A 22,460-nucleotide genomic window follows, 5' to 3' on the forward strand; every position below is an offset into this window, starting at 1 on the left:
TATGCCCAGGAAAATAGCGATCATTGGCGATCATTTCATGCTTCCGGATGTGTTTCGCGCCGAAATCGAGAAGGCCGCGAGCGGCGGTCTCGACATCCGCACACTGCAGACGGCATGGCCCGACGAGCCGATGGAATTCGGCAATGCGGCGCTCGGCCTCGACAGGATCAAGGAGTATTTCGGCCACCCCGACGAGATCGTCGATTTCATCGGCGATGCCGAAATCCTCGTCACCCAGCTTGCTCCGCTGTCGGATGGCATGATGCGGCGCCTGCCGGCGCTCAAGCTGGTCGCGGTATCGCGCGGCGGCCCGATCAACATCGACATGGGCGCGGCCAGGACTCACGGCATTACCGTGGTCAATGTGCCTGGCCGTAACGCGACCGCCGTGGCAGAGTTCACCATCGGCGCCATCCTTGCCGAGACGCGGCTGATCCGGGTCGGCCACGAAGCGCTGCGCAGGGGAGAATGGCGCGGCGATCTCTACCGGGCCGACCGCACCGGCCGCGAACTCAGCGAAATGACCGTCGGCGTCATCGGCTATGGCAATATCGGCACGAAAGTGGTCCGTCTGCTGCGCGCCTTCGGCTGCCACGTCCTCGTTTGCGATCCTTATGTGCAGTTGAGCGCCGACGACCGCAATGCCGGCGTCGAGCTCGTCGCGCTGGACGATCTCCTGTCCCGTTCCGATGTGGTCACGCTGCATCCCCGGGTGACCGAGGAGACGCGTGGCATGATCGGCAAGGACACCATCGCGCGGATGAAGCCGGGGGTAATTCTCATCAACACCGCGCGGGGACCGCTGGTCGACTATGACGCGCTCTACGAGGCGCTTGTTTCGGGACAGATCGCCAGCGCCATGCTGGAGACCTTCGCGGTCGAGCCCGTGCCCGCCGAATGGCCCTTGCTGCAGCTTCCCAACGTGACGCTGACGCCGCATATCGCCGGCGCCTCGGTGCGCACCGTGACCTATGCCGCCGAGCAGGCCGCCGAAGAGGTGCGCCGCTATATCGCCGGCCTGCCTCCGGTCAATCCGTGCTGAAAGCGGCAGCCATGACCCACGAATTCGGCATCGAGGCCACGGCAGGATGAACGGCGGCTCTGAAATCGTCGACCTCTTTGTCGTCGGCGGCGGCATCAACGGCGCGGGCATCGCACGCGACGCCGCCGGGCGCGGGCTTTCCGTCATCCTGTGCGAGAAGGACGATCTGGCCGAGGGCACCAGCTCCAGATCGGGCAAGCTCGTCCATGGTGGCCTGCGCTATCTCGAATATTACGAATTCCGCCTGGTGCGCGAGGCGCTGATCGAACGCGAGGTGCTGCTGGAATCGGCGCCGCACATCATCTGGCCGATGCGCTTCGTGCTGCCGCACAGCCCGGACGACCGGCCGGCATGGCTGGTCCGGCTCGGCCTGTTCCTCTACGATCATCTCGGCGGCCGCAAGCGGCTGCCGCCGACCCGCACGCTGAACCTGCACACCGCGCCCGAGGGCGCGCCGATCAGGGACGCCTTCAAGCGCGGTTTCGAATATTCCGACTGCTGGGTCGATGATGCCCGCCTTGTGCTCATCAACGCGCTTGATGCGCGCGAGCGTGGCGCCAGCATATTCACCCGAACCGCCTGCACCGCCGCCCGCCGCGAAAACGGGCTGTGGTCTGTCGAAACGCACGACGTCCGAACCGGCGTCAGGACGACGGTGCGGGCACGCGCCCTGGTCAACGCAGCCGGTCCCTGGGTCAACGACATCATCAATCGCGTGGCGGGCCAGAACTCCAAGCGCAACGTCAGGCTGGTCAAGGGCAGCCACATCGTCGTGCCCAAATTCTGGGAAGGCCGCCAGGCCTATCTCGTCCAGAACAGTGACAAGCGTGTGATCTTCATCAATCCCTACCAGAACGATCTGGCGCTGATCGGCACCACCGACATTCCCTATGATGGCAGGCCCGAGGACGTCGCGGCGGACGCGAGCGAGATCGATTACCTGATCAAGGTGGTCAACCGCTACTTCAAGCGCGGGCTCGTGCGGGACGATGTCGTCTACAGCTTTTCCGGCGTCAGGCCGCTCTACGACGACAATGCCGACAACCCAAGCGCGGTGACCCGCGACTACATCTTCGAACTCGACGCGCCGTCCGGAGCGGCGCCGCTGCTCTCCGTGTTCGGTGGCAAGATCACCACCTTCCGCAAGCTGGCCGAACATGCGCTGGACAGGATCGCTCCGTTCTTTCCCCGGATGGGCAAGCCCTGGACAGCGAAGGCGCATCTGCCTGGCGGCGACATCGCCAATGCCGATTTCGACCGGTTTCTCGGCGACCTTGGGCGCGAGTATCCATGGATGCCGGCATCGCTGATCGATCACTACGGCCGGCTGTACGGGACCAGGACACTTCTTGTGGTCGGCAACGCCAGATCGCTCGCCGAACTGGGGCGACGCTTCGGCACGGATTTCTTCGAGCGCGAGGCCAGCTACCTGTTCGAACAGGAATGGGCGATGACATCAGCCGATATTCTCGAACGGCGCACCAAGCACGGCCTGCATCTTTCCACCGAGGAAAGGTCGGCTTTCGAGGACTGGTGCGCAAGCCGGCTGGCGAGGGCGGGCTGATGGCGGGCTTCGATTCCGGCTCCACGGAATTCCGGATGTTGCGCTCCTTTTCCGCCAGCATCGGCGCCGATCCGCTGCTGGTCCAGGGCGCCGGCGGCAACACCTCCATCAAGCAGGATGGCGTGTTGTGGATCAAGGCTTCCGGCACTTGGCTGATGAACGCGCTGACCGGCGACATCATGGTGCCGGTCGCGCTGGAACCGCTGCTCGACGCTTTGGCGCATCGCAGCGAAGCCGCCGAGAAGGCCGGGCAGTTCACGCTGGAGGAACTCAATCCTAGGCGGCTGCGGCCTTCGATCGAGACGACGGTGCATGCGCTGATGCGGCAGAAGATCGTCGTCCATGTCCATTGCGTCGAGACGATCTCGATTGCCGTCCAGGCCAATGCGGAGGCCTTGCTGGAAGAGCGCCTGCGCGGTCTTGATTGGGCGTATGTGCCCTATCGCAGGCCCGGCCTGCCGCTGGCGCAAGCGATCGCGCAACGGCTGAAGCCTGCGACCAACGTGCTCGTTCTCGGCAATCACGGGCTGGTGGTCGCGGCGGACACGGTTGGTGAAGCGGCTTTGCTGCTGCAGCGGGTGACCGGATTGCTCGCCCGCTCGCCACGGCCGGCCTCGGCGCCCGACACCGACGCGCTGCTCAGGCTTGCCATCGGCAGCGACTATCGGCTTCCCGCATCGACTGCCGCGCATGCCGTTGCGACCGATCTCGCCAGTTGCCGGATCGCGGCTTCGGGCAGCCTCTACCCGGATCATGTGATCTTCCTTGGCGTCGGATCGGCGATCGCCGGTCCGCACGAGAACGCGGCGGCCGTCGTCGCCCGAAGCGCCGTCGCTCCCATGTCCATTCTGTTTCCCGGCAAGGGCATCCTGATGCGCCGCGACGCCAACGCCGGCGCTGAAGCGATGGCGCGATGCCTGGCCGATGTCGCCGCGCGCGTCGATGGTACGGCGCGCCTCAATTATCTGAGCCCGAAGGACAATGCCGAACTCCTGAACTGGGACGCCGAAAAATATCGCCAGGAACTCAACCGCACCGGGGTGACGCTGCAATGACGGCATTCGTCGCCACGGTCCTGCGGCAACGCTGAGAAGGGGAGAGAGGTCTTGGCGTTTACGCTATCCCTCAACACCAATCCGCTGGTCAACCGCTTCGCCGAGCCGGACGACCTGATCGACACCATTGCCTACGACATCGGCATCAGGGACGTGCAGCTCACGCATGAGTTCATCAATCCCTGTTGGCCGGGAGCGACGATCTCGAAGTTCGTGCGCCTGTTCCGCGGCGCGCTGGATCGTACCGGCGTGCGCATCACCTCGGGCATGACCGGCCCGTATGGCCGCCTCAACCATTTCGGCCATCCCGACGCCGACGTGCGCCGCTACTATGTCGACTGGTTCAAGACCTTTGCCGATATCTCGGCGGAACTCGGCGCCAAAGGCATGGGCACGCAATTCGCCATCTTCACCCACCGGGACTATGACGACCCCGAGCGCCGCGCGCGGCTGTTCGATATCGCGCTGGAATGCTGGCGCGACGTCGCCGAACACGCCAGGGCCTCCGGTCTGACCTACCTGTTCTGGGAGCCGATGTCGGTCGGCCGCGAATTCGGCCACACGATCGACAACTGCCGGGCGCTGCAGAATGCGATCGACGCGGCCGGGATGGCGATCCCGCTCGAGATGATGGTCGACATCGACCATGGCGACGTGACCTCCAGCAACCCGGATGACATCAACCCCTATGCCTGGGCCGAAGCCTTTCCCAGGCGGTCGCCGATTATCCATATCAAGCAGTCGTCGATGAACAAGGGCGGCCATTGGCCGTTCATTGCCGCCTACAACAAGGATGGCCGCATCACCCCTGAAAAGTTTCTCGAGACGGTTCGGCGCGGCGGCGGTACCGATAACGAGATTTGCCTCGAACTCTCGTTTCGCGAGCGCGAGCCGGTCGACCACCAGGTCGTCGCCATGATCCGCGAGTCGGTCGACTACTGGGCGCCCTTCATCGAAACCGGCAGGTCGGGTCTTCTGCCAAAGGCCGGATAAAGATCGGGCAGGAGCCGATGCGGCTCCTGCCCGATGAACGCGGCCGGGTTTCGAGCCGGCGGACTCGGAGCAATTCCAGGAAAAGTGCGAAGCGGTTTTCCCGGGAAAAGCGCGCAGCGCTTCCCCCAGGGAATTGAGTCAAAACAAAGAGATAGAGCGGTTCGCTGCTCTATCCGAACTTCGGATCGAGGCTGCCCGACTTGTAGCGCTTGGCCATTTCCGAGACCGGCAGCGGCTTGATCTTCGGCGCGTTGCCGGCGGTGCCGAACTGCTCGAAGCGTTCCTTGCACAGCTTCCTCATCGCCGCCATCGCCGGCGTCAGGTACTTGCGCGGGTCGAACTCGCTCGGGTTCTCGGTCAGCACCTTGCGGATCGCGCCGGTCAGCGCCATGCGGTTGTCGGTGTCGATGTTGATCTTGCGCACGCCATGCTTGATGCCGCGCTGGATCTCTTCCACCGGCACGCCCCAGGTCGGCTTCATCTGGCCGCCATATTTGTTGATGATCTCCTGCAGATCCTCCGGCACCGAGGACGAGCCGTGCATGACCAGATGCATGTTCGGCAGGCGGCGGTGGATCTCTTCGATGACATTCATCGCCAGCACCGCGCCGTCCGGCTTGCGCGAGAATTTGTAGGCACCGTGGCTGGTGCCCATGGCCACCGCCAGCGCATCGACATGCGTATCGCGCACGAACTGTTCGGCCTGAACGGGATCGGTCAGCAACTGGTCGTGGCTGACGGTGCCTTCGACGCCGTGACCGTCTTCCTGCTCGCCGCCGCCCATTTCGAGCGAGCCGAGCACGCCGATCTCGCCTTCCACCGACACGCCGCCCCAATGCGCCATGTCGACGACGCGCTTGGTGATACCGGAATTGTAGGCATAGTCGGCCGGCGTCTTGCCGTCTTCCTTGAGCGACCCGTCCATCATGACAGAGGTGAAGCCGTACTGGATCGCGGTGACGCAGGTGGCTTCGTTGTTGCCATGGTCGAGATGCATGCAGACCGGGATGTCGGGATGGATTTCGACCAGCGCGTCGATCAGCTTGGCCAGCACCACGTCATTGGCATAGGCGCGCGCGCCGCGGCTCGCCTGCAGGATGACAGGTGATTTGGTCTCCTCCGCCGCCTCCATGATGGCAAGGCCCTGTTCCATGTTGTTCATGTTGAAGGCGGGCACGCCATAGCCGTATTCAGCGGCGTGATCGAGCAATTGTCTCAGTGTGATGCGAGCCAACGAATAGTCTCCCGTATCTGGTTAAAGCCTGTGGTTGCGGACTGTCCGCGCATCGTTCAGCCCACCGATGCTTCTGGCCGGATTTCCGCGCAACCGCAACCGTCAGAGGGCACCCCGATAGCAATTCTTGTTACAGCGCCGCCATGAAAACGAAACGAATATCTCAAGAGAATAGCACATTATCACAGATTCTTTGATACAAATGAGAAATTTGATGTTATATTGCGGGCCGACGTGAGGCCTTGCCCGGCCGCGCAAGGAAGCCGAGGAATGAAGAGCGACAGCCGCCGGCAAGGCATCATGGATTTTCTGATGGACGCCGGAACAGCGAGCGTCGACGACCTTGCGTCGCGCTTCGGCGTGTCGAAGATGACCGTCCACCGCGACCTCGACGAGCTTGAGGAGAGCGGCTTCCTGCGCAAGGTGCGCGGCGGTGCCTCGATCCAGCCCAGTGGTCTCTTCGAAAGCGATTTCCGCTACCGGCAGAAGCAGGCGACCGAGGAAAAGCAACGCCTGGCGGCAGCAGCGGTGGCGATGATCGAACCCGGGCAGACGGTGATCATCGATGATGGCTCGACGGCCGGTGGCATTGCTGGCCGTCTTTCGGATTTGCGCCCGCTGACCGTGATCACCAACAATCTGGCCGTCATCGAGGAGCTGTCCGGGGTAGGAGGGATCAACCTCATCGCGCTTGGCGGCCTCTACAGCAAGAAATTCCACGGCTTCTTCGGCCTGCTCGCCGAGGACACGCTGAAATCGCTGCGCGCCGATGTCGCCTTCCTGTCGTCGTCCGCCATCCACGGCGCTTCCGCCTTCCACCAGGACCAGGAAGTTGTTCAGACCAAACGCCTGATGATGGCCGCCGCTGCCCGCAAATATCTGCTGGTCGATCACGGCAAGTTCGGCCGCACCGCCCTGCATTTCCTCACCGACCTCAAGGCGTTCGACGCGGTCCTCACCGGTCGTGAGCTTGAGCCGGCGCTGCGCGAGCCGCTGGATGCCGCCGGTGTCTCGCTGACTTTGGTCGACAAACACTAGGGAGTACGCGTGGTTTACTGGGTCGGTACAAGCTGGAAGATGAACAAGACGCTGGCCGAGGCGCTGGCGTTCGCCGAGATTTTGGCCGGATTCATCCCCGGTTTCGACGATCGCATACAGCCTTTCGTCATTCCCTCCTTCACGGCGGTCCGCGAGGTCAAGCACGCTCTGTCGCTGACGCGGATCAAGGTCGGCGCCCAGAACATGCATTGGGCCGATGCCGGCGCCTGGACCGGCGAGATTTCGCCGGTGATGCTGAGCGACTGCGGGCTCGATCTGGTCGAACTCGGCCACAGCGAACGGCGCGAGCACTTCGGCGAGACCGACCGTACCGTCGGCCTCAAGACCGCCTCGGCCGTGAAGCACGGATTGATACCGCTGATCTGCGTCGGTGAGACGCTTGCCGAGCGCGAGAGCGGGCAGGCCGATGCGGTGCTGACGGCGCAGGTGCAGGGTGCGCTGCAATTCCTCGAAGGCGAGGCGAAAGGAGCAAAGATCCTGTTCGCCTACGAGCCGGTCTGGGCGATCGGTGACAAGGGCATTCCGGCCAGCTCCGACTATGCCGACAGACAGCAGGGGCTGATCAAGACGGTAGCCGGCGGTCTGCTGCCGGCCGTACCGCCGGTGCTCTATGGCGGCAGCGTCAATCCCGGCAATGCCGCCGAGCTGGTCGGCCAACCCAATATCGACGGCTTGTTCATCGGCCGCTCCGCCTGGCAAGCGGAAGGCTACATCGACATCCTCGGTCGCGCCTCGGCGGCGATCTGAACCAATCGAGATATCATTCAGTCAAGGAAAGACACGACCATGAAAATAGCCATTGGAGCCGACAGCGCCGGCAAGCCGCTGCTCGATGTCATCGCCGCGCATCTCGCCACCAAGTCGGGCATCACCGTCAGCGATCTCAGCCAGGCCGGCTACTATGCCGACCTGTCGCAGAACCTCGCCCAGACGATCGTCGACGGCAAGAACGATCGCGGCATCCTGTTCTGCGGCACCGGCATCGGCGTTTCCATCTCGGCCAACAAGGTGCCCGGCATTCGCGCCGCGCTCACCCACGACACCTATTCGGCCGAACGCGCGGCGAAATCCAACAACGCCCAGATCATCACCATGGGCGCCCGCGTCATTGGCCCGGAACTGGCCAAGGCGATCGTCGACACGTGGCTTGCCTCCGAGTTCGACGAAAAGGGGCCGTCGGCCGGCAATGTCGAGGCGATCAACAGGCTCGATGCGGCGAAGGTTTAACCCAGACTCACCGTCATCGCGCCGATGACGGTGACGGCAGACGCCGCCCCCGGGTCCATATGCCCGAGCGATCGCTCGCCGAGCCGCGAGGAGCGGCCCTTGGCGGCAATCATGTCCTTGGTCGCTTCCGCACCGCGCTCGGCGGCGGCAAGGGCCGCTTCGAGGCTCTGAGCCAAGTTCTTGCCGGCAAGATTGGCCGCGGCGGCCGCCTCGGCCGCTGGCAGCCAGGCATCGATCATCGTCTTTTCGCCGATCTCGGCCTTGCCGCGATCCTTGATGCCTTGCGCCATCGCCTGAACGATGGCGATCACGTCTCCGGCCGCCAGTGTCGCCTTGCCCTTGACGGCGGCGGCGCCGCGCATGAAGGCCGTCGCATAGAGCGGACCCGAGGAAGCGCCGACGGCGTTGAGGAACGACTTCGCCGCCATGTTGAGCAGCGTCGTCGGCTCGGTCGTCGCAAGGTCAAGCGAGGCCAGCGCATCGCGCACCGCGCCGAAGCCGAGCGCCATGGCAATGCCGTGGTCGGCGTCGCCAATGACGCCGTCGAGTTGGCAGAGCCGGTCCTTGTCGGCCTCTATCGCCACCGCGATGGCGTCGAACATTCTTTTCAGGTCAGCGGCGTCGATTGTCACGGGATCGCTCTTTCGTCAGCCGGCTCGGAACATGGCGCAGTCGCAGGGGTGGTCGAGCATGGTCTGCAGCTCGCCGTCGAGATGCATCAGTGTCACCGAGGCGCCCGCCATTTCCAGCGACGTGCAGTAATTGCCGACCCAGGTCGCGTGGATGGAAACACCGATTGCGTCGAGCCTCTGCCTGATCCGGCGGTTCATGATGTAGAGCTCCATCAGCGGCGTCGAGCCGAGCGAATTGACCAGCACCGCGACCTTGTCGCCGCGCGAAGGCGCCATCTCGGCGAAAATCTTGTCCAGCATCTCGTCGGTGATCTCGTCGGCGGTCTTGAGCTTGGCGCGCGCGATCCCGGGCTCGCCATGGATGCCCATGCCGATCTCCATTTCGTCGGCGCCGATCTCGAAATTCGGCCGCCGCGTCTGCGGCAGCGAGCAGGGCGACAGCGCCACGCCCATGGTGAAGGTGTGGTCGTTGGCCTTGCGCGCGATACGCTCGACCTCGTTTAAGGAGAGCATCCGGTCGCAGGCGGCACCGGCCGCCTTGAAAATGAAGAAATTGCCGGCGACGCCGCGGCGCTTGTGCCGCTGGTCGTGCGGTGCCGAGGCGACGTCGTCGGTGGTCAGCACCGTGCGCACCTCGATGTCGTCCATCGCGGCCATCTCGGCCGCCATGTCGAAATTCATCACGTCGCCGGCATAGTTTCCGTACATGAACAACACGCCGGCACCGCCGCTGACCGCCTTGGCGCATTCGAGGATCGGATCGGGCGGCGGCGAGGCGAAGACATTGCCGATTGCCGCCGCGTCCGCCAGTCCCTTGCCGACAAAGCCAAGGAAAGTCGGCTCATGGCCGGAGCCGCCGCCGATGACGAGCCCGACCTTGCCGGGCCGCGGCCCGTCGCGGGCGATGATCGAGCGCGGGCTGCCGTCCGCGCTCTTGAGATGGCGAGGATGCGCGGCCAGGATCCCTTCGAGCATCTCGTCGACGGCGCGGTTGCCGTCATTGATGATCTTCTTGGTCTGCACCGGCATCCTCCCAAACTCGGTATTTTCCGAGATACTACAGGCTGTTACCGGGATTTCCACCCGGCATCGGTGCTTCAAGCCGCGATCTTTTCCCGCGCGGCGAGAATTTCCACGCAGGCCTTGGCCGCCTCCTTGCCCTTGACGGTGAAGTGCTCGAGGAAGAAGCGGTGATGCTCGGCGCTGTCGTGGTAATTGTGTGGCGTCAGCACCGCCGAAAGCACCGGCACGCCGGTCGACAGCTGCACGTTCATCATGCCGTCGATCACCGCGCTGGCGACGAACTCGTGCCGGTAGATTCCGCCATTGACGACGAAGGCCGCGCCGAGGATTGCCGCATAGCGGCCGGTCTGCGCCAGGGTCTTGGCGTGCAGCGGAATCTCGTAGGCGCCCGGCACGTCGAAGACATCGACGGCAAAACGCTTCTCCGCGAGCGCGGAAAGCTCCGCCTCGAAGGCTTGCACGCACTGATCGACGATATCGGCGTGCCAGCGCGCGCGAATAACGGCGATGCGGATTGTCTCATAGTCTTTATGGGAATGCTGATTCATGGGTCCATCCTTCCGTTTCGAACCAGAATCAGGACGCACGACACGAAATGCGGCCCACCAAGGCGGGCCGTCTTTCGTTTCGTTCTCTTCCATCCGGACTGTAACCGTCGGCTCCGGAATCACACCGGATCTGCTGACCTTTCCGCTTGTGCCGGAAAGCGCTCGCGGGCTTGGACCTACAGCATGACCCGAAAACCGGTATCGGTTTTCGTGCGCACTTGTGTCCTTACCGCCGGTGGGGACTTTCACCCCGCCCTGAGAACATTAACGCCGTTTGTATGGAAGGGCAGGGCGCTGCTGTCAACCGGACGAAAGGCCGGTGGCCAATCACGTTCCGTCGACTGGAACTCCGTGAAACGGTGATTCACTCTTTCGCGTGCGCCATGCCGCCGCCGATGCGGCAACCAGCATCAGCAATGCCGCCACCGCCGCGCAGGTCGCAAAACCGAAGGTCGAATAGAGCGGTCCGAAGGCGGTGGTGCCGACAAAGACCGCCAGATAGGTCACCGCGCTGTTCAAGCCCATGATCGTACCGCGCCGCGACGGATCAAGCGCCGACAGGCGCGTCACCAGGACGTTCAGTCCGAAATGGTTGGCAAGGCCCCAGACGGCCACCATGGCTATGGTCGGGCCGAAGCTGTCGCTGGTCGCGGCGAGCGCGACATAGACGGCGGCGACCAGAAGATAGGCGAACGGCATGACGCGCCGCGCGCCCAGCCGATCGATCACGCCGTCGAGGAGAGCAGCCGTGCCGAAACCGACGCCATAGGCGAGCGCGGCCCACCCGTTGGCGCTCACTGGCCTCCCCAATCCACTGTGAAGGTGATCGCCGAGATAGCCATAGACACCGTAGAAGGCGGTCATGAAGGCGGCGCAGGCGATGAGCAGCGGCACGATGCCGGGAATGCTGAGCGCGGCCAGCGGCGTCGGTGCGGGGCCGCTCTTCCTGATGTCGCTGAGTGATGACAGCGTGAGACCGGCCAACGCCAAGGTTGCGAGGAGCGCGACGGTCGCGAAAACGGCACGCCAATGCACGAGATCGGCAAGCACGGCCGACAGCGAAACACCGGCGACCATGCTCAAGGTCCAGCCGGTCAGCACGACGCCGATGGTGCCGCTTTCGCGGCCCGGTGGTGCGATCGCCGCGGAACTGGCATAGATCGCCGGCATGGCAATACCGGCGGCGATGCCGGCGAGCAGCTGCGCCGCGACAAGCATCATCACCGTCGGTGCCGCGGCACTTGCGACGAGTGCGACCGCCAGCAGCAGCAAGGCGCCCTGCAGCATCCGGCGTGCGCCGATCCGGTCGATGTGGCGCGCCAGGAACAGGGCGCTTGCGGAGGTTCCGAGGCCGAACACGGCGGAGGCGATCATGACGACCGGCACGCTTGTCGCGAACGACGAGGCAACGGCTGGCGCTATCGGGCCAAGGACGAGCGAGTTCGAGCCGATCACGGCGATGCATCCGGTCAGCAGATAGGCGAGAGCCGGGATGGGCGCCCTGGCGTTCGCGGCCAACGTTGCTGCTTGATCACTGTTCGACATATGACCATAATGGCCGCATTGAGTTCTGCAGCAATCGGAAATCACGATATGGATGAAGAAACAGATGACATTCTGCGGAACAAGCCAGCGGCCCGCGACGTCGACGCGCTCGACCGAAAGATATTAGGCGTCCTGGTCGACGATGCGACGGTCAGTTATGCCGAACTCGGCGATCGTGTTGGCCTTTCACCGCCAGCCGCCCATGAGCGCGTCAAGCGCCTTCGGCGCAGCGGCGTCATCCGGAACACCGCCGTCATCATCGACCCCAAGGCGGTGAAGAAGCCGCTGCTGGCCTTCGTGCATATCGACACCAGGGGCTGGGGCAAGACCCCCGAACTGATGGCGGTTTCGCAGTATCCGGAAGTCGAGGAGATCCACACCGTCGCCGGCGACACCTGCATGCTGCTGAAGGTGCGTACGGAAGACACGAGGGCACTCGAAGGACTTTTGGCACGTCTCTACGAGACGCCGGGTGTCACCTCGACGCGTAGCTACGTGGTCCTCTCGACCTATCTTGAACGGCCGGTGCAGCCCGGCATCACAGAGACATGGCCAACGCCCAAGCACATGGCCGAGCCTCTTTACTAGGACGTGAACCCATAAAACCGGGAAGCGTAGCTATTGCTCGTCGTGACCAATCAATTCCAGTGCCGCGTCGAAAGACGCCGCGATTGTTTGAACGCTTTCCGATAGATTAATGTCGATCATGTCGAAGGCGACCAAGGGGTAAGGCTCCGTCCCGCGAAGATCGAGGGCGACAGCTTCTCCTCCGCCGTTGCCGCCGATCACAAACAGCTTCGGGAAAAACTCTCGGAAGGTGCCGCTTTGCTCGATCTGCATCACCTCTTCAGCCGGATAAAGGCAAAGCCAAAACGGCTGAACAGGTAATGGACCTTCGCCGCCGTTGCTGAACAACAGGAACGAAAGATAGCTTTGAGGAAGCGGAACTGGCGCAACTGCCTTCAGCTGCTCTATCGCTGCCAATGAAGCGCTTTCAACTTTATGCCATTCTCCACCTTCGAGCACGTGGTTCCCTCCCTTTGACATCAATGCGGCACAGTGCCAGCAAAGCGCAGGTGGTGCTACGGCTACGCCCGCTCCGGGAACATCGCCTTTAAGCCTTCGCGCGAGGCCTTGGCGACGCCGCGTTCGGTGATCAGTCCGGTCACCAGCCGCGCCGGGGTCACGTCGAAGGCCGGGTTCGCGGCGGGCGTCGCCTCGGGCGATACGCGCACCTGGGCGATCTCGCCGCTGGCGGTCTTGCCCCAGACCAGCGAGACCTCGTCGGCCGAGCGCTGCTCGATCGGGATCTCGGCCAGCCCGTCATGCACCGTCCAGTCGATGGTCGGCGACGGCAACGCGACATAGAACGGCACGTCGTTGTCGGCGGCGGCAAGCGCCTTCAGATAGGTGCCGATCTTGTTGCAGACATCGCCATCGGCGGTGGTGCGGTCGGTGCCGACGATGACCATGTCAATCTCGCCGCGCTGCATCAGATGGCCGCCGGCATTGTCGACGATCAGCGTATGCGGCACGCCATGGCCGGCCATCTCCCAGGCGGTCAGCTGGGCGCCCTGGTTGCGGGGCCGCGTCTCGTCGACATAGACGTGGACCGGAATGCCGGCTTCGGTTGCCAGGTAGATCGGCGCCGTTGCGGTGCCATAGTCGACCGTGGCCAGCCAGCCGGCGTTGCAATGGGTCAGGATGTTGACCGGCTCGCCCTTCTGCTTGCGCGCCGCGATCGCCTTGATGATCTCAAGCCCATTGGCGCCGATGGCGCGGTTGAGGCCGACATCCTCGTCGGCGATCTCGCCGGCGCGCCGATAGGCGGCTGCGGCGCGTTGTTCCGTTGGCAGCGGCTTGAGCAACCCCCGCATCTCATCCAGCGCCCAGCGCAGGTTGATCGCGGTCGGGCGGGTCTCGTGCAGTGTCTCCCAGACGGCGTCGAGCGCGGCGTCCGACGGATCATCCGCCATCTGCATGGCGACACCATAGGCTGATGTGACGCCGATCAGCGGCGCGCCGCGCACCCACATGTCGCGGATGGCGGTGGCGATGCCGGCGACGGTGCCGATTGTCTCGATGCGGAAATCATGCGGCAGCCAGCGCTGGTCGATGATCTCCACCGAACGCCCGTCGTCGCTCAGCCAGATGGTACGATAGTGGCGGTCGCCGACGTTCAAATGCTGCTCTCCTGTTCGATCAGCGCGGCCAGGTTGTTGACCTCGTCGATGCTGTGAATCTGGCGCCGGTTGACGGCGATGTGACGGCCGAACTTCAGCGCCTTCGCCTCACAACTGGCGCGCAGGTCCTCGTCGGCAATGGTCTCGAAATCGGCATTGTGGGCGAGGCCGAGGATGCGCCGGTGAACCTCGATGCCGGCAAAGCCGAGCAGATCAGTCCAGACCTGGTGCAGCACGTGGTCAAGCGCCTGCTCGGCGCCCAGCCTGTCGCCCTGATCCTCGAACAGGCTTTTCTGATAGAGCATGCCAGTGCGCTCGGTGCGCCACAGATGCGAGAACTCGGCGCGGAACACCACCCAGGTCTCGACGACGACATCGAGCAGATAGGCGCGCATGGCATCGCGCTTGCCGTTCTGCTCATGCCCCCGTTGCGAGAAGAACGACATCCAGAAATTGGCGAGCAGCATGCCGACATCGAAGGCCATCGGGCCGTAGAAGGCGAACTCCGGATCGATCATCCGGGTTTCCTGGTCGGTGACCATGATCGAGCCCGAATGCAGGTCGCCGTGCAGCAGCGTCTCGGCATTGGCGGCGAAGATATGCTTCAGCCGCTGCGCCTCGACCTTGAGATCGCGGTCGGCGCGCAGTTCGGCAACGAGGCCGTCGAGCTGCGGGCTGGTATGCCGGTTCATCCTGGCCTCGAAATACGGGTCGGAGAACACCAGGTTCTCGGTGATGTCGCAAAGTTCGACATTGTCGGCGAACAGCGCCAGATCGGCCTTGCGGTCCTTGGTGACCATCGAGAGGTCGGAGCCGCGAAACAGGGTGCGGGCCATGAACAGTCCGATGTCCCTGGCGATGTCAGGCAGCTGCCGGCCTTCGATCAGCGCCCGCCGCAGGATGATGTGCGGCGACAGATACTCCATGATGATCAGCGCCTGGCCTTCATCGAAATGATAGATCGCCGGCACCGAACCCGGCGCGCGCGCCTCCTGCCGGGTCAGCGCGTGATATTCGAAGAAGGAGCGCTTCAGCGGCAACGGCCAGCTGTCGCCGACCAGGCGGACATAGGGCAGGGCCTGTTTGACGACCGCGGCACCGCTGGTGCCCTCAACGATGAACACCAGGTTCAGATTGCCGTCACCGACCTCGCGGACTTTCCAGCGCGTCGTGTCCTTGCCGATCTTCGCGCATAGCGCCTCGTTCGTGCCGAGGCGCGTTGAAAGCGTCTCCACCGACAGTGCTTCGAACGGCAATTTCCCAGTCATTCTTCTCCCTCCCGCCTATGCGCTCCGATCATAGGGGAGCCTTAGCGGCTGGGCCAAGCTAGGAAGCTGTCTGGCAATTGTCAATCGTGTTGACAATTGCCGACATAGACCATAGCGTCGTGGTCAGGGAGGAACGCATGGTCGGCAGTGCCGTGTTCCGCGTAGAGGGACTGAGGAAATCCTTTGGCCAGAACGAGGTGCTTGGCGGCGTCTCGCTGGAGCTTCATGCCGGTGAAGTGACGGTGCTGATGGGCGCCAACGGCGCTGGCAAATCCACCCTCGTCAAGATCATCAGCGGCGTCTATGAGCGCGGCGGCGGCACGATGAGCCTCGCCGGCCAGGACTTCGCGCCGAACACGCCGGCCGAGGCGATCCGCGCAGGCGTCGTCACCGTTCATCAGAACATCAATGACGGGGTCGTCGCTGATCTCGATGTCGCCACCAATCTGACCCTGGACCGGCTGAGCGGCAGTGGCGCCCCGTTCCTGTTTAATCCCGCCCGGGTGCGTCGTGAGGCCAAGGCGGTTGCCGACCGCATGGGGTTGGCCATCGACCTCAAGGCCCGCGTGAGCGATCTTTCGCTGGCCGATCGCCAGATGGTGGCGATTGCCCGTGCCCTGGCGCATCAGCCGAAAGTGCTCATCCTCGACGAACCGACCTCATCGCTGTCCAGCGCCGAGGCCGACCGGCTGTTTGCGCTGGTCGACAGGTTGCGTGAGCAAGGCGTGGCGATCCTCTACATCTCGCACCGCATGTCGGACATCCGGCGGCTTGCCGACCGCATCGTCTCGATGCGCGACGGGGTCATCTCAGGCGTTTTCGACAAGAAACCGCTCGACTATGAAGGCGCGGTCAACGCCATGCTCGGCCGCAAGATCCATCTCGACCAGATCGTTGCCAGGGACTCGGCCAAGGCGATCCTGACGATCGACGGCCTGCGCATCGCGCCAGGCGCCCGGCCGATCTCGTTGACGCTCGGCGACGGCGAGGTCGTTGCCATCACCGGCCTCGTCGGGGTCGGCAAGACGGCGCTTGCCGAGACGCTGTTTGGCGTGCGCCGGCCGCTCGCCGGCACCATGACGATGAACGGCAAGCCTTATGCGCCGGGATCGGCGGGCGAGGCGATCGCCGCCGGCGTGTTCCTCGTCGCCAAGGATCGCGCCACCAGCGGCATCGTTGGCGGGTTCAACATCGAGCGCAATGTCAGCCTGCCGTTCCTCAGGCGGATGTCGAATCTAGGCGTGCTCAAGCGCCGTCTCGAGCGCGCCACCGCGCGCCGGCAGATCGAGGAACTCGGCATCGTCTGTCGCTCCGAGAAAGATGAACTGGCGTCCCTCTCGGGCGGCAACCAGCAGAAGGTGATGGTCGCTCGTTGGATGGCGCAGGACGCAACGCTGTTCATCCTCGACGAGCCATTTCAGGGCGTCGACATCTCGGCCAGGCGCGATATCGCCGCCAAGCTGAGGGCCAGCGCCAATGGCCGCGCGACGCTGCTGTTCGTCACCGAACTCGATGAGGCGCTGGAGACGGCCGACCGCATCCTGGTGATGTCCGAGCAGACCATCGTCGGCGCACATCGCAATGCCGAAGTCGATCTCGACCGCCTGCTGGCCGAGGTGGCCGGCGGGCCTTTGCACAACGCGGCCTGAGCGTGGCGGCGGGCAAATGGGAACTGGAATGGAGAGACTATGGGTTTGAGTTGGGTAGAAACGGCAGCGGCGCGCGGGGGCGCTGAATGACGCTGCGCGACCACGCCATCCGCTACGGCTTCATCGTCCTGCTGTTCGGACTGGTCGCCTATTTCGCGATCGCTGCCGACGGTTTCGTCTCGCCGCAAAGTGCCGTCTTCATCTTCCAGTCGGTCGCCATCACCGGCGTGCTGGCGCTCGGCGTCACCGCCACTCTGGTCGTCGGCGGCTTTGATCTCTCGATCGGCTCGGTCGCCACCTCCGCCATGATGGCGGCGGCCTATGTGATGGTGGTGCTGGAGCAGAACGCCGTCGTCGCGGTCGTCGTCTGCCTGCTGATCGGCGCCATCGTTGGCCTGATCAACGGCTGGCTGATCGTCTACATGCGCGTGCCCGATCTCCTGGCGACGCTCGGCATGATGTTCCTGCTCGTCGGCCTGCAGCGCATCCCGACCGAAGGCCGCTCGATCGCCACCGGCATGACGATGCCCGATGGTTCGGTCGCCAACGGCAAGTTCGGCGACGCCTTCCTGGCGCTCGGGCGACACCGCTTCGATTTCTTCATCCCGAACCTCATTCCGGTGTCGGTCGTCGTGCTGCTCGTGCTCGCCGTGCTGATCTGGTTCTTCCTCGAATACACCCGCTTCGGCCGGATGATGTACGCGGTCGGCAGCAATGAGCGCGCCGCCGAACTCGCCGGCGCGCCTGTCAAGGCATACAAGATCTGGGCCTACGTCATTTCAGGAGTTTTTGCCTCGATCGGCGGCATTTTGCTCGCCGCCCGACTTGGACGCGGCGACATCGCCTCGGGTAATAATCTGCTGCTCGACGCTGTTGCTGCGGCGCTCATCGGCTACGCGGTGCTCGGCGCCGCCAAGCCGAACGCCTTCGGCACCGCCGTCGGCGCGCTGTTCGTCGGCATCTTGCTGCAAGGCCTGACCATGATGAACGCGCCTTACTACACGCAGGATTTCGTCAAGGGCGTGGTTCTGGTCGTCGCCCTTGTCTTCACCTTTGCTCTTTCCGGCAGGGGCAGGGAATAGCTTTCGACTGGGCAGGATTTTGGGTTCAACAAGAGTGGAGGAAAACAAGGTGAACATCACAAGAAGACTTCTAGGGAAGGTCGCGCTCGGGCTGGCCGGCGCAACCATGCTGATGCAGTTCCCGGCACTGGCGGCGGACAAGCCGGCGCCGTTCGACAAGCCCGGCGTCAAGATCGCGCTGGTCCGCTATCTCTCGACCGGCGACTTCTTCCAGGCCTATCTGTCGGGCGTCGAGGCGCAGTCGAAGGCGCTCGGTATCGATCTGCGCGTCCTCGACAGCCGCCAGGACGCCGCCCTTCAATCCGACATGGTCGATCAGGCCATCGCGCTTGGCGTGCAGGGCATCATCATCCAGCACGGCCTGACGGAATCGATGAAGGACGCCGCCCAGCGCGCGGTCGATGCGGGCATCAAGGTGGTTGCTTTCGACGTCAATGTCGAAAACCCCAAGATCCCGCAGATCGAGCAGTCCGACCGCGACCTTGCGCGGCTGGCGCTCGAACAGGCGGTCAAGGACAATGGCAACAGCTGGAACGCCGGCTACGTCTATGTCGCCGGCATCGCGCCGCTCGATCGCCGCAACGAGACCTGGGTCGATGTGAAAAAGAAATACTCGGGCATCAAGGAAGTCGCGATGTTCGGCACATTGGACAATCCGATCGCCAATTCCGTCGCCAACCAGGCGCGTTCGGTGCTGTCGGCCCACCCGGACATCAAGGTGATGTTCGCCCCCTATGACGAATTCGCCAAGGGCGTGAAGATCGCCGTCGACGAAGCCGGTCTGAACAAGGGCATCAAGATCTATTCGGCCGACATCTCGACCTCGGATATATCAGCGATGCGCGAGCCCGACAGCGCCTGGGCGGCAACCGCCGCGACCAACCCGGCCGTCGTCGGCCAGGTCTCGGTGCGCGCCCTGGCGCAGTTGCTGGCCGGTGAAGACCCCGGCCACAACGTCGTCGTGCCGCCGACGCTGATCACCCAGAAGGAGCTGATCGACAAGGATATCAAGAACATGGAGGACCTCTCGGCCAAGCTGCCGCAGTTTGCCCATGCCGATGTCGCGATGCCGGCCTGGATGCCGAACCCGAACGCGAAGTAGGCTTCGTCACGACATAAACGCAAAGGGCGGCCCGAGGGCCGCCCTTTTTGTTGTTGGTTGGAATGCCTATCGCAGCGCCGCCGCGATGTTGCCGCCGTCGACCGTCGTCACATCGGCGGTGGTCCGTTCGGCCAGCGCATGGTGCAGGAAGGCCTGCGCGACGTCCTGCGCCGTCACTTCCTGGCCAAGCAGATTGCCGGACATGTAGTCCTTCTCCGACACGCCGCGCGCACCCGAGCGGCTGGCGATCATGGCGTCAGTCAAAAGCCCCGAGCGGATGCGATCGGCGTTGACGGCGTTCGAACGGATGCCGTGGGCGCCGTAGTCGAGCGCGTATTGCCGGGACAGGAACAGCGTCGCCGCCTTCGGCACGCCATAGGCGCCGAATTTCGGACCCGGATTGACCGCCTGCTTGGAGGTGTTGAACAGGAGCACGCCGCCGGTGCCCTGTTCGAGCATGATGCGCACGGCGTTCTGCGCCACCGACTGGTGGGCGAAGAAATTGAGCTCGAAACTCTTGCGCAGAAGCGCGTCGTCGAGCTCGCCGATCCGGCCTTCCCAGGCGGCCCCGGCATTGGACACCAGGATGTCGACGCCGCCGAACACGGCAACCGCCCTGTCGAAGGCGGCACGCACCTGGGCCGGATCGGTGATGTCGGCGGCGACGCCGATCGAATTGTTGCCAGCCTTCTTCGCAGCGTCCGCGGCCTTTTCGGCATCGAGATCGACGACGACGGCATGGGCGCCATTGTCGGCGAACAGCTTGGCCGTCGCCGCGCCGATCGCGCCGGCGCCGCCGGTGATCAGCACCACCTGGCCGGTCAGCGGCTTCGGCTTGTTGGAGGCGAGCTTGGCCTGTTCCAGCGACCAGTATTCGAGCGGGAACAGGTCGGCCTTGGAAAGCGGATGGAAACGGCCGACCGCTTCGGCGCCGCGCACCGCCTCGATCCACATCTCGCCGACGTCGGAAGCGATCTTCGCATCCTTCAGTGTGCGGCCGTGGCCGAACATGCCCAGCCCCGGCACCAGCGTCAGGCGCGGCATCGGGTCGAGCATGGTGCGCTTGACGTCGTCGAGCGCATCGTTGGTTTCGAAATAGGCGCGGTAATCCTTGGCGAATGTCTCGACATGGCTCTTGATCACGGCCTTGTAGTCGCCGATTTTGTCGGCATCGGGCGCCGGCACCGCCATCGGTCCGGTCTTGATGCGGATCGACAGATCGGGGGTCGAAACACCCCGCCCGGCATAGTCGGCGATCGCGGCCGAGTTGATGAAGTCGACGATGGCCTCCGAGGTGCGGAAGTCGCTGATCATGCGGTCGAAGCGGCCTTCGCCACGCGCCACCGCGACGGCGCCGCGCAGCATCGGCGCGATGGAAGCCGGTGTGGCGAGCTTTGCCGGCAGCGTCGCCTTTGCCGCCTTCGGCTTGGCGTGCTTGGCCACATAGTCCTCGGCGACATTCACATAGTGGATCATCCGGTCATAGGCTTGCCTGGCATCGTCGCCGAACGTGAAGATGCCATGCTTGTCGAGGATCAGGCCCTCGACCGTCGGGTCGGCGTCGAAGACGTCGGCCGCCGCCTTGGCGAGGTCGAAGCCGGGCATGATGTAGGGCACGTAACCCATCTTGTCGCCGAACACCGTCTTCACCAGCGGCTTGCTGTCTTCCTGGTCGACGATGGCGAGGATGGCGGTCGAATGGGTGTGGTCGACGAATTTGTGCGGCAGGAAGGCATGCAGCAGCGTCTCGACCGAGGGATTGGGCGAGGATGGGTCGATGAGGTTCGCCCGCTGCAGGGCGACCATGTCCTCGTCGGAGAGCTTGTTGAGCTTGCGCGCCTTGAGCAGCGCGCCCATCTTCACCGCCGGCAGCCCCTGCGGCTCGATGACGGCCATGTCCCAGCCGCTGCCCTTGACGCACAACACATCCCATTCATCGCCGAGGAGGTCGGTTGCCTTGGTCTTGCAGGAGGTGTTGCCGCCGCCATGCAGCACGAGCCGCGGCTCGCCGCCCAGCAGCCGCGTCGTGTAGACGCGCAGCGCCAGGTCGCCGCCAACGCCTTTCCTGGCATAGTCGGCAACCATCTTTTCCGCGTCGCCGTCATTCCAAAGGTTCTTCATTTCGCTTCGTCCGATTCCGTCTTCTTGCTGGTGAACAGGAAAGCCGCGACGCCTTGATGACAGCGCGGCGAGGGTGGTCTTGCTAGGATGCCTTCTCGCTGGCCGCGGCTCCGGCATGATCCAGCAGCCGCTGCGCCATGCGTGCGCCGACCACCAGATGCGTGCAAAGTCCGCCTGCGATCGCCGCGAGAAGCGGTTCGAACTTGCTGTCCTCCTGCACGACCATCAGGCGCCGGTCGATGGCGCGTAGCGAGGAGAGCTCGGCCGAGATCACCCGGCGGTTGTAGCTGCAATCGAGCACCTTTCCGTCGGCGTCGATGATCTGTCCGGCGATGACACCGGCGGCACCTTGCTTGCGTAGCGTAGCCATTTCGTCAGGAGTGAGCGCGCCGCATTTGACCAGATGGCTGTCGGCATCGACCGCCCCGACCGAGTACAGCGCCAGATCGCATTCGCCAATCCCCGACAATTGCTCTCGGATCACCGGCTCGGCGCGCAGCGCGCGCGCCAGCTCTTCCGTCGACAGCACCAGCGGCGCGTAGAAATTGAGGCCCTTGGCGTTGAGCCGCCGCGCGATCTCCATCGTGCACTGGTCGGGCCGGTAGGAATAGGGCGCTCCGAGATTGCCGCAGAGCTGCACCACCGTGACGTCCTGCAGATCGGCATAGGACATGATGTCGGCGATCGTGTAGACGGTGCGGCCCCAGGCAACGCCGATACGGTCGCCCTTCTTGACCAGTTCGAGAAACACGCTCGCCGCCAGCACGGCGATTTCCATCGAGGGGTCGGCGATGTGGTCGTTCTCGGGCGCGATCCAGACGGCATCGAGCTCCAACGCATCCTCCAGCTTGCGCGCCAGTACATCGTCGGTGAAAAGCTGGGTCGAGGTCGAGATGTTGACGATGCCGGTCTCGCGCGCCTTGCGCAGATACATGGCGACCGAGGCACGGGAGATGTTAAGCTGGCTTGCAACCTGATCCTGCCGCAGGCCATGCGCGTAATATAGCCACGCGGCCTTGTGAATCAGCTGTTCTGCTGGTCGGATCGCCATGCCATCTCCTCCGCTGACATTATTCACGGCCTTCGACAAAAGTCAAACCGAGCGGGAAAGTGCAAGCGTCTTTCTCTTGTTG

Annotated in this window: 21 protein-coding genes and 1 riboswitch; of the genes, 11 read left to right on the forward strand and 10 right to left on the reverse strand. The window is 64.0% G+C overall.

Annotated features, from left to right (window positions below; translation table 11 throughout):
• The first annotated feature begins 1 nt into the window (after position 1).
• Genes OOJ09_RS01720 through OOJ09_RS01735 form a run of 4 tightly spaced genes read left to right on the forward strand, consistent with a single transcriptional unit; the run spans position 2 to position 4,654 of the window.
• Positions 2 to 1,042: a 2-hydroxyacid dehydrogenase gene (locus OOJ09_RS01720; RefSeq protein ID WP_269903531.1), complete on the forward strand. Its 1,041-nt coding sequence runs from the start codon at positions 2 to 4 to the stop codon at positions 1,040 to 1,042.
• A 46-nt stretch (positions 1,043 to 1,088) separates the two neighbouring features.
• Complete coding sequence (locus tag OOJ09_RS01725) at positions 1,089 to 2,606, forward strand: glycerol-3-phosphate dehydrogenase (protein ID WP_269903532.1); 1,518 nt, start codon at positions 1,089 to 1,091, stop codon at positions 2,604 to 2,606.
• Positions 2,576 to 3,661, forward strand: coding sequence for a class II aldolase/adducin family protein (locus tag OOJ09_RS01730; RefSeq protein WP_269903533.1), 1,086 nt, complete (start codon positions 2,576 to 2,578; stop codon positions 3,659 to 3,661). The genes OOJ09_RS01725 and OOJ09_RS01730 overlap by 31 nt, the downstream gene beginning before the upstream one ends.
• A 51-nt stretch (positions 3,662 to 3,712) precedes the next feature.
• The gene (locus OOJ09_RS01735) at positions 3,713 to 4,654 is read left to right on the forward strand and encodes a sugar phosphate isomerase/epimerase family protein (RefSeq protein WP_269903534.1); all 942 of its coding nucleotides are present in this window, start codon (positions 3,713 to 3,715) and stop codon (positions 4,652 to 4,654) included.
• Positions 4,655 to 4,823: 169 nt separating this feature from the next.
• Here OOJ09_RS01735 and fba read toward each other — a convergent pair whose 3' ends face one another.
• Positions 4,824 to 5,888 carry a class II fructose-bisphosphate aldolase gene (gene fba / locus OOJ09_RS01740; RefSeq protein ID WP_269903535.1) on the reverse strand — a complete coding sequence of 355 codons (1,065 nt, stop codon included), beginning with the start codon at positions 5,886 to 5,888 and terminating at the stop codon, positions 4,824 to 4,826.
• Positions 5,889 to 6,158: 270 nt separating this feature from the next.
• Between fba and OOJ09_RS01745 the strand changes: the two genes are divergently transcribed.
• From OOJ09_RS01745 to OOJ09_RS01755, 3 genes are read left to right on the forward strand one after another with little or no spacing between them, the layout of a single operon-like run.
• Positions 6,159 to 6,926, forward strand: coding sequence for a DeoR/GlpR family DNA-binding transcription regulator (locus tag OOJ09_RS01745; RefSeq protein WP_269903536.1), 768 nt, complete (start codon positions 6,159 to 6,161; stop codon positions 6,924 to 6,926).
• A 9-nt stretch (positions 6,927 to 6,935) separates the two neighbouring features.
• Positions 6,936 to 7,694: a triose-phosphate isomerase gene (locus tag OOJ09_RS01750; RefSeq protein ID WP_269903537.1), complete on the forward strand. Its 759-nt coding sequence runs from the start codon at positions 6,936 to 6,938 to the stop codon at positions 7,692 to 7,694.
• 39 nt (positions 7,695 to 7,733) lie between these two features.
• Positions 7,734 to 8,174 (forward strand): RpiB/LacA/LacB family sugar-phosphate isomerase, encoded by a 441-nt coding sequence (locus OOJ09_RS01755; protein ID WP_269903538.1) that lies wholly within the window; start codon positions 7,734 to 7,736, stop codon positions 8,172 to 8,174.
• On the opposite strand, the gene dhaL is transcribed toward OOJ09_RS01755, so the two are convergent.
• The 4 genes from dhaL to OOJ09_RS01775 all read right to left on the reverse strand — a co-directional run bounded on the left by dhaL (position 8,171) and on the right by OOJ09_RS01775 (position 11,922).
• A complete protein-coding gene (gene dhaL, locus OOJ09_RS01760; protein WP_269903539.1) occupies positions 8,171 to 8,806 on the reverse strand; it encodes a dihydroxyacetone kinase subunit DhaL in 636 nt (211 codons plus the stop codon). The two genes, OOJ09_RS01755 and dhaL, sit on opposite strands and share 4 nt — an antisense overlap.
• 15 nt (positions 8,807 to 8,821) lie before the next feature.
• A complete protein-coding gene (locus OOJ09_RS01765; RefSeq protein WP_269903540.1) occupies positions 8,822 to 9,835 on the reverse strand; it encodes a dihydroxyacetone kinase subunit DhaK in 1,014 nt (337 codons plus the stop codon).
• Between the two features lie 68 nt (positions 9,836 to 9,903).
• On the reverse strand, positions 9,904 to 10,377 hold the full coding sequence (locus tag OOJ09_RS01770; protein WP_269903541.1) for a 6,7-dimethyl-8-ribityllumazine synthase: 474 nt from the start codon (positions 10,375 to 10,377) through the stop codon (positions 9,904 to 9,906).
• Positions 10,378 to 10,454: 77 nt separating this feature from the next.
• Positions 10,455 to 10,644, reverse strand: a riboswitch (FMN riboswitch).
• A 60-nt stretch (positions 10,645 to 10,704) separates the two neighbouring features.
• The gene (locus OOJ09_RS01775) at positions 10,705 to 11,922 is read right to left on the reverse strand and encodes an MFS transporter (RefSeq protein WP_269903542.1); all 1,218 of its coding nucleotides are present in this window, start codon (positions 11,920 to 11,922) and stop codon (positions 10,705 to 10,707) included.
• Positions 11,923 to 11,970: 48 nt separating this feature from the next.
• Between OOJ09_RS01775 and OOJ09_RS01780 the strand changes: the two genes are divergently transcribed.
• On the forward strand, positions 11,971 to 12,510 hold the full coding sequence (locus OOJ09_RS01780) for an Lrp/AsnC family transcriptional regulator (RefSeq protein ID WP_269903543.1): 540 nt from the start codon (positions 11,971 to 11,973) through the stop codon (positions 12,508 to 12,510).
• Between the two features lie 30 nt (positions 12,511 to 12,540).
• On the opposite strand, the gene OOJ09_RS01785 is transcribed toward OOJ09_RS01780, so the two are convergent.
• From OOJ09_RS01785 to mtnK, 3 genes are all read right to left on the reverse strand, one after another.
• Positions 12,541 to 12,948 (reverse strand): SMI1/KNR4 family protein, encoded by a 408-nt coding sequence (locus OOJ09_RS01785; RefSeq protein WP_269903544.1) that lies wholly within the window; start codon positions 12,946 to 12,948, stop codon positions 12,541 to 12,543.
• Positions 12,949 to 13,010: 62 nt separating this feature from the next.
• Entirely contained in the window at positions 13,011 to 14,105 is a 1,095-nt protein-coding gene (gene mtnA, locus OOJ09_RS01790) for an S-methyl-5-thioribose-1-phosphate isomerase (protein WP_269903545.1), read from the reverse strand.
• Entirely contained in the window at positions 14,102 to 15,373 is a 1,272-nt protein-coding gene (mtnK, locus tag OOJ09_RS01795) for an S-methyl-5-thioribose kinase (RefSeq protein WP_269903546.1), read from the reverse strand. The genes mtnA and mtnK overlap by 4 nt, the downstream gene beginning before the upstream one ends.
• A 137-nt stretch (positions 15,374 to 15,510) precedes the next feature.
• On the opposite strand from mtnK, the gene OOJ09_RS01800 reads away from it, so the two are divergent.
• From OOJ09_RS01800 to OOJ09_RS01810, 3 genes are all read left to right on the forward strand, one after another.
• Positions 15,511 to 17,022: a sugar ABC transporter ATP-binding protein gene (locus OOJ09_RS01800; protein WP_269903547.1), complete on the forward strand. Its 1,512-nt coding sequence runs from the start codon at positions 15,511 to 15,513 to the stop codon at positions 17,020 to 17,022.
• Positions 17,023 to 17,108: 86 nt separating this feature from the next.
• Positions 17,109 to 18,104 (forward strand): ABC transporter permease, encoded by a 996-nt coding sequence (locus OOJ09_RS01805; protein WP_269903548.1) that lies wholly within the window; start codon positions 17,109 to 17,111, stop codon positions 18,102 to 18,104.
• A 49-nt stretch (positions 18,105 to 18,153) separates the two neighbouring features.
• Complete coding sequence (locus tag OOJ09_RS01810) at positions 18,154 to 19,206, forward strand: substrate-binding domain-containing protein (RefSeq protein WP_269903549.1); 1,053 nt, start codon at positions 18,154 to 18,156, stop codon at positions 19,204 to 19,206.
• Positions 19,207 to 19,272: 66 nt separating this feature from the next.
• Here OOJ09_RS01810 and OOJ09_RS01815 read toward each other — a convergent pair whose 3' ends face one another.
• Positions 19,273 to 21,327, reverse strand: a complete 2,055-nt coding sequence (locus tag OOJ09_RS01815; protein ID WP_269903550.1) for a bifunctional aldolase/short-chain dehydrogenase — start codon at positions 21,325 to 21,327, stop codon at positions 19,273 to 19,275.
• An 82-nt stretch (positions 21,328 to 21,409) separates the two neighbouring features.
• Positions 21,410 to 22,378: a sugar-binding transcriptional regulator gene (locus OOJ09_RS01820; protein ID WP_269903551.1), complete on the reverse strand. Its 969-nt coding sequence runs from the start codon at positions 22,376 to 22,378 to the stop codon at positions 21,410 to 21,412.
• Between the last annotated feature and the right edge of the window lie 82 nt (positions 22,379 to 22,460).

It is taken from the genome of Mesorhizobium qingshengii, assembly GCF_027563465.1.
GTDB lineage: Bacteria > Pseudomonadota > Alphaproteobacteria > Rhizobiales > Rhizobiaceae > Mesorhizobium > Mesorhizobium qingshengii_A.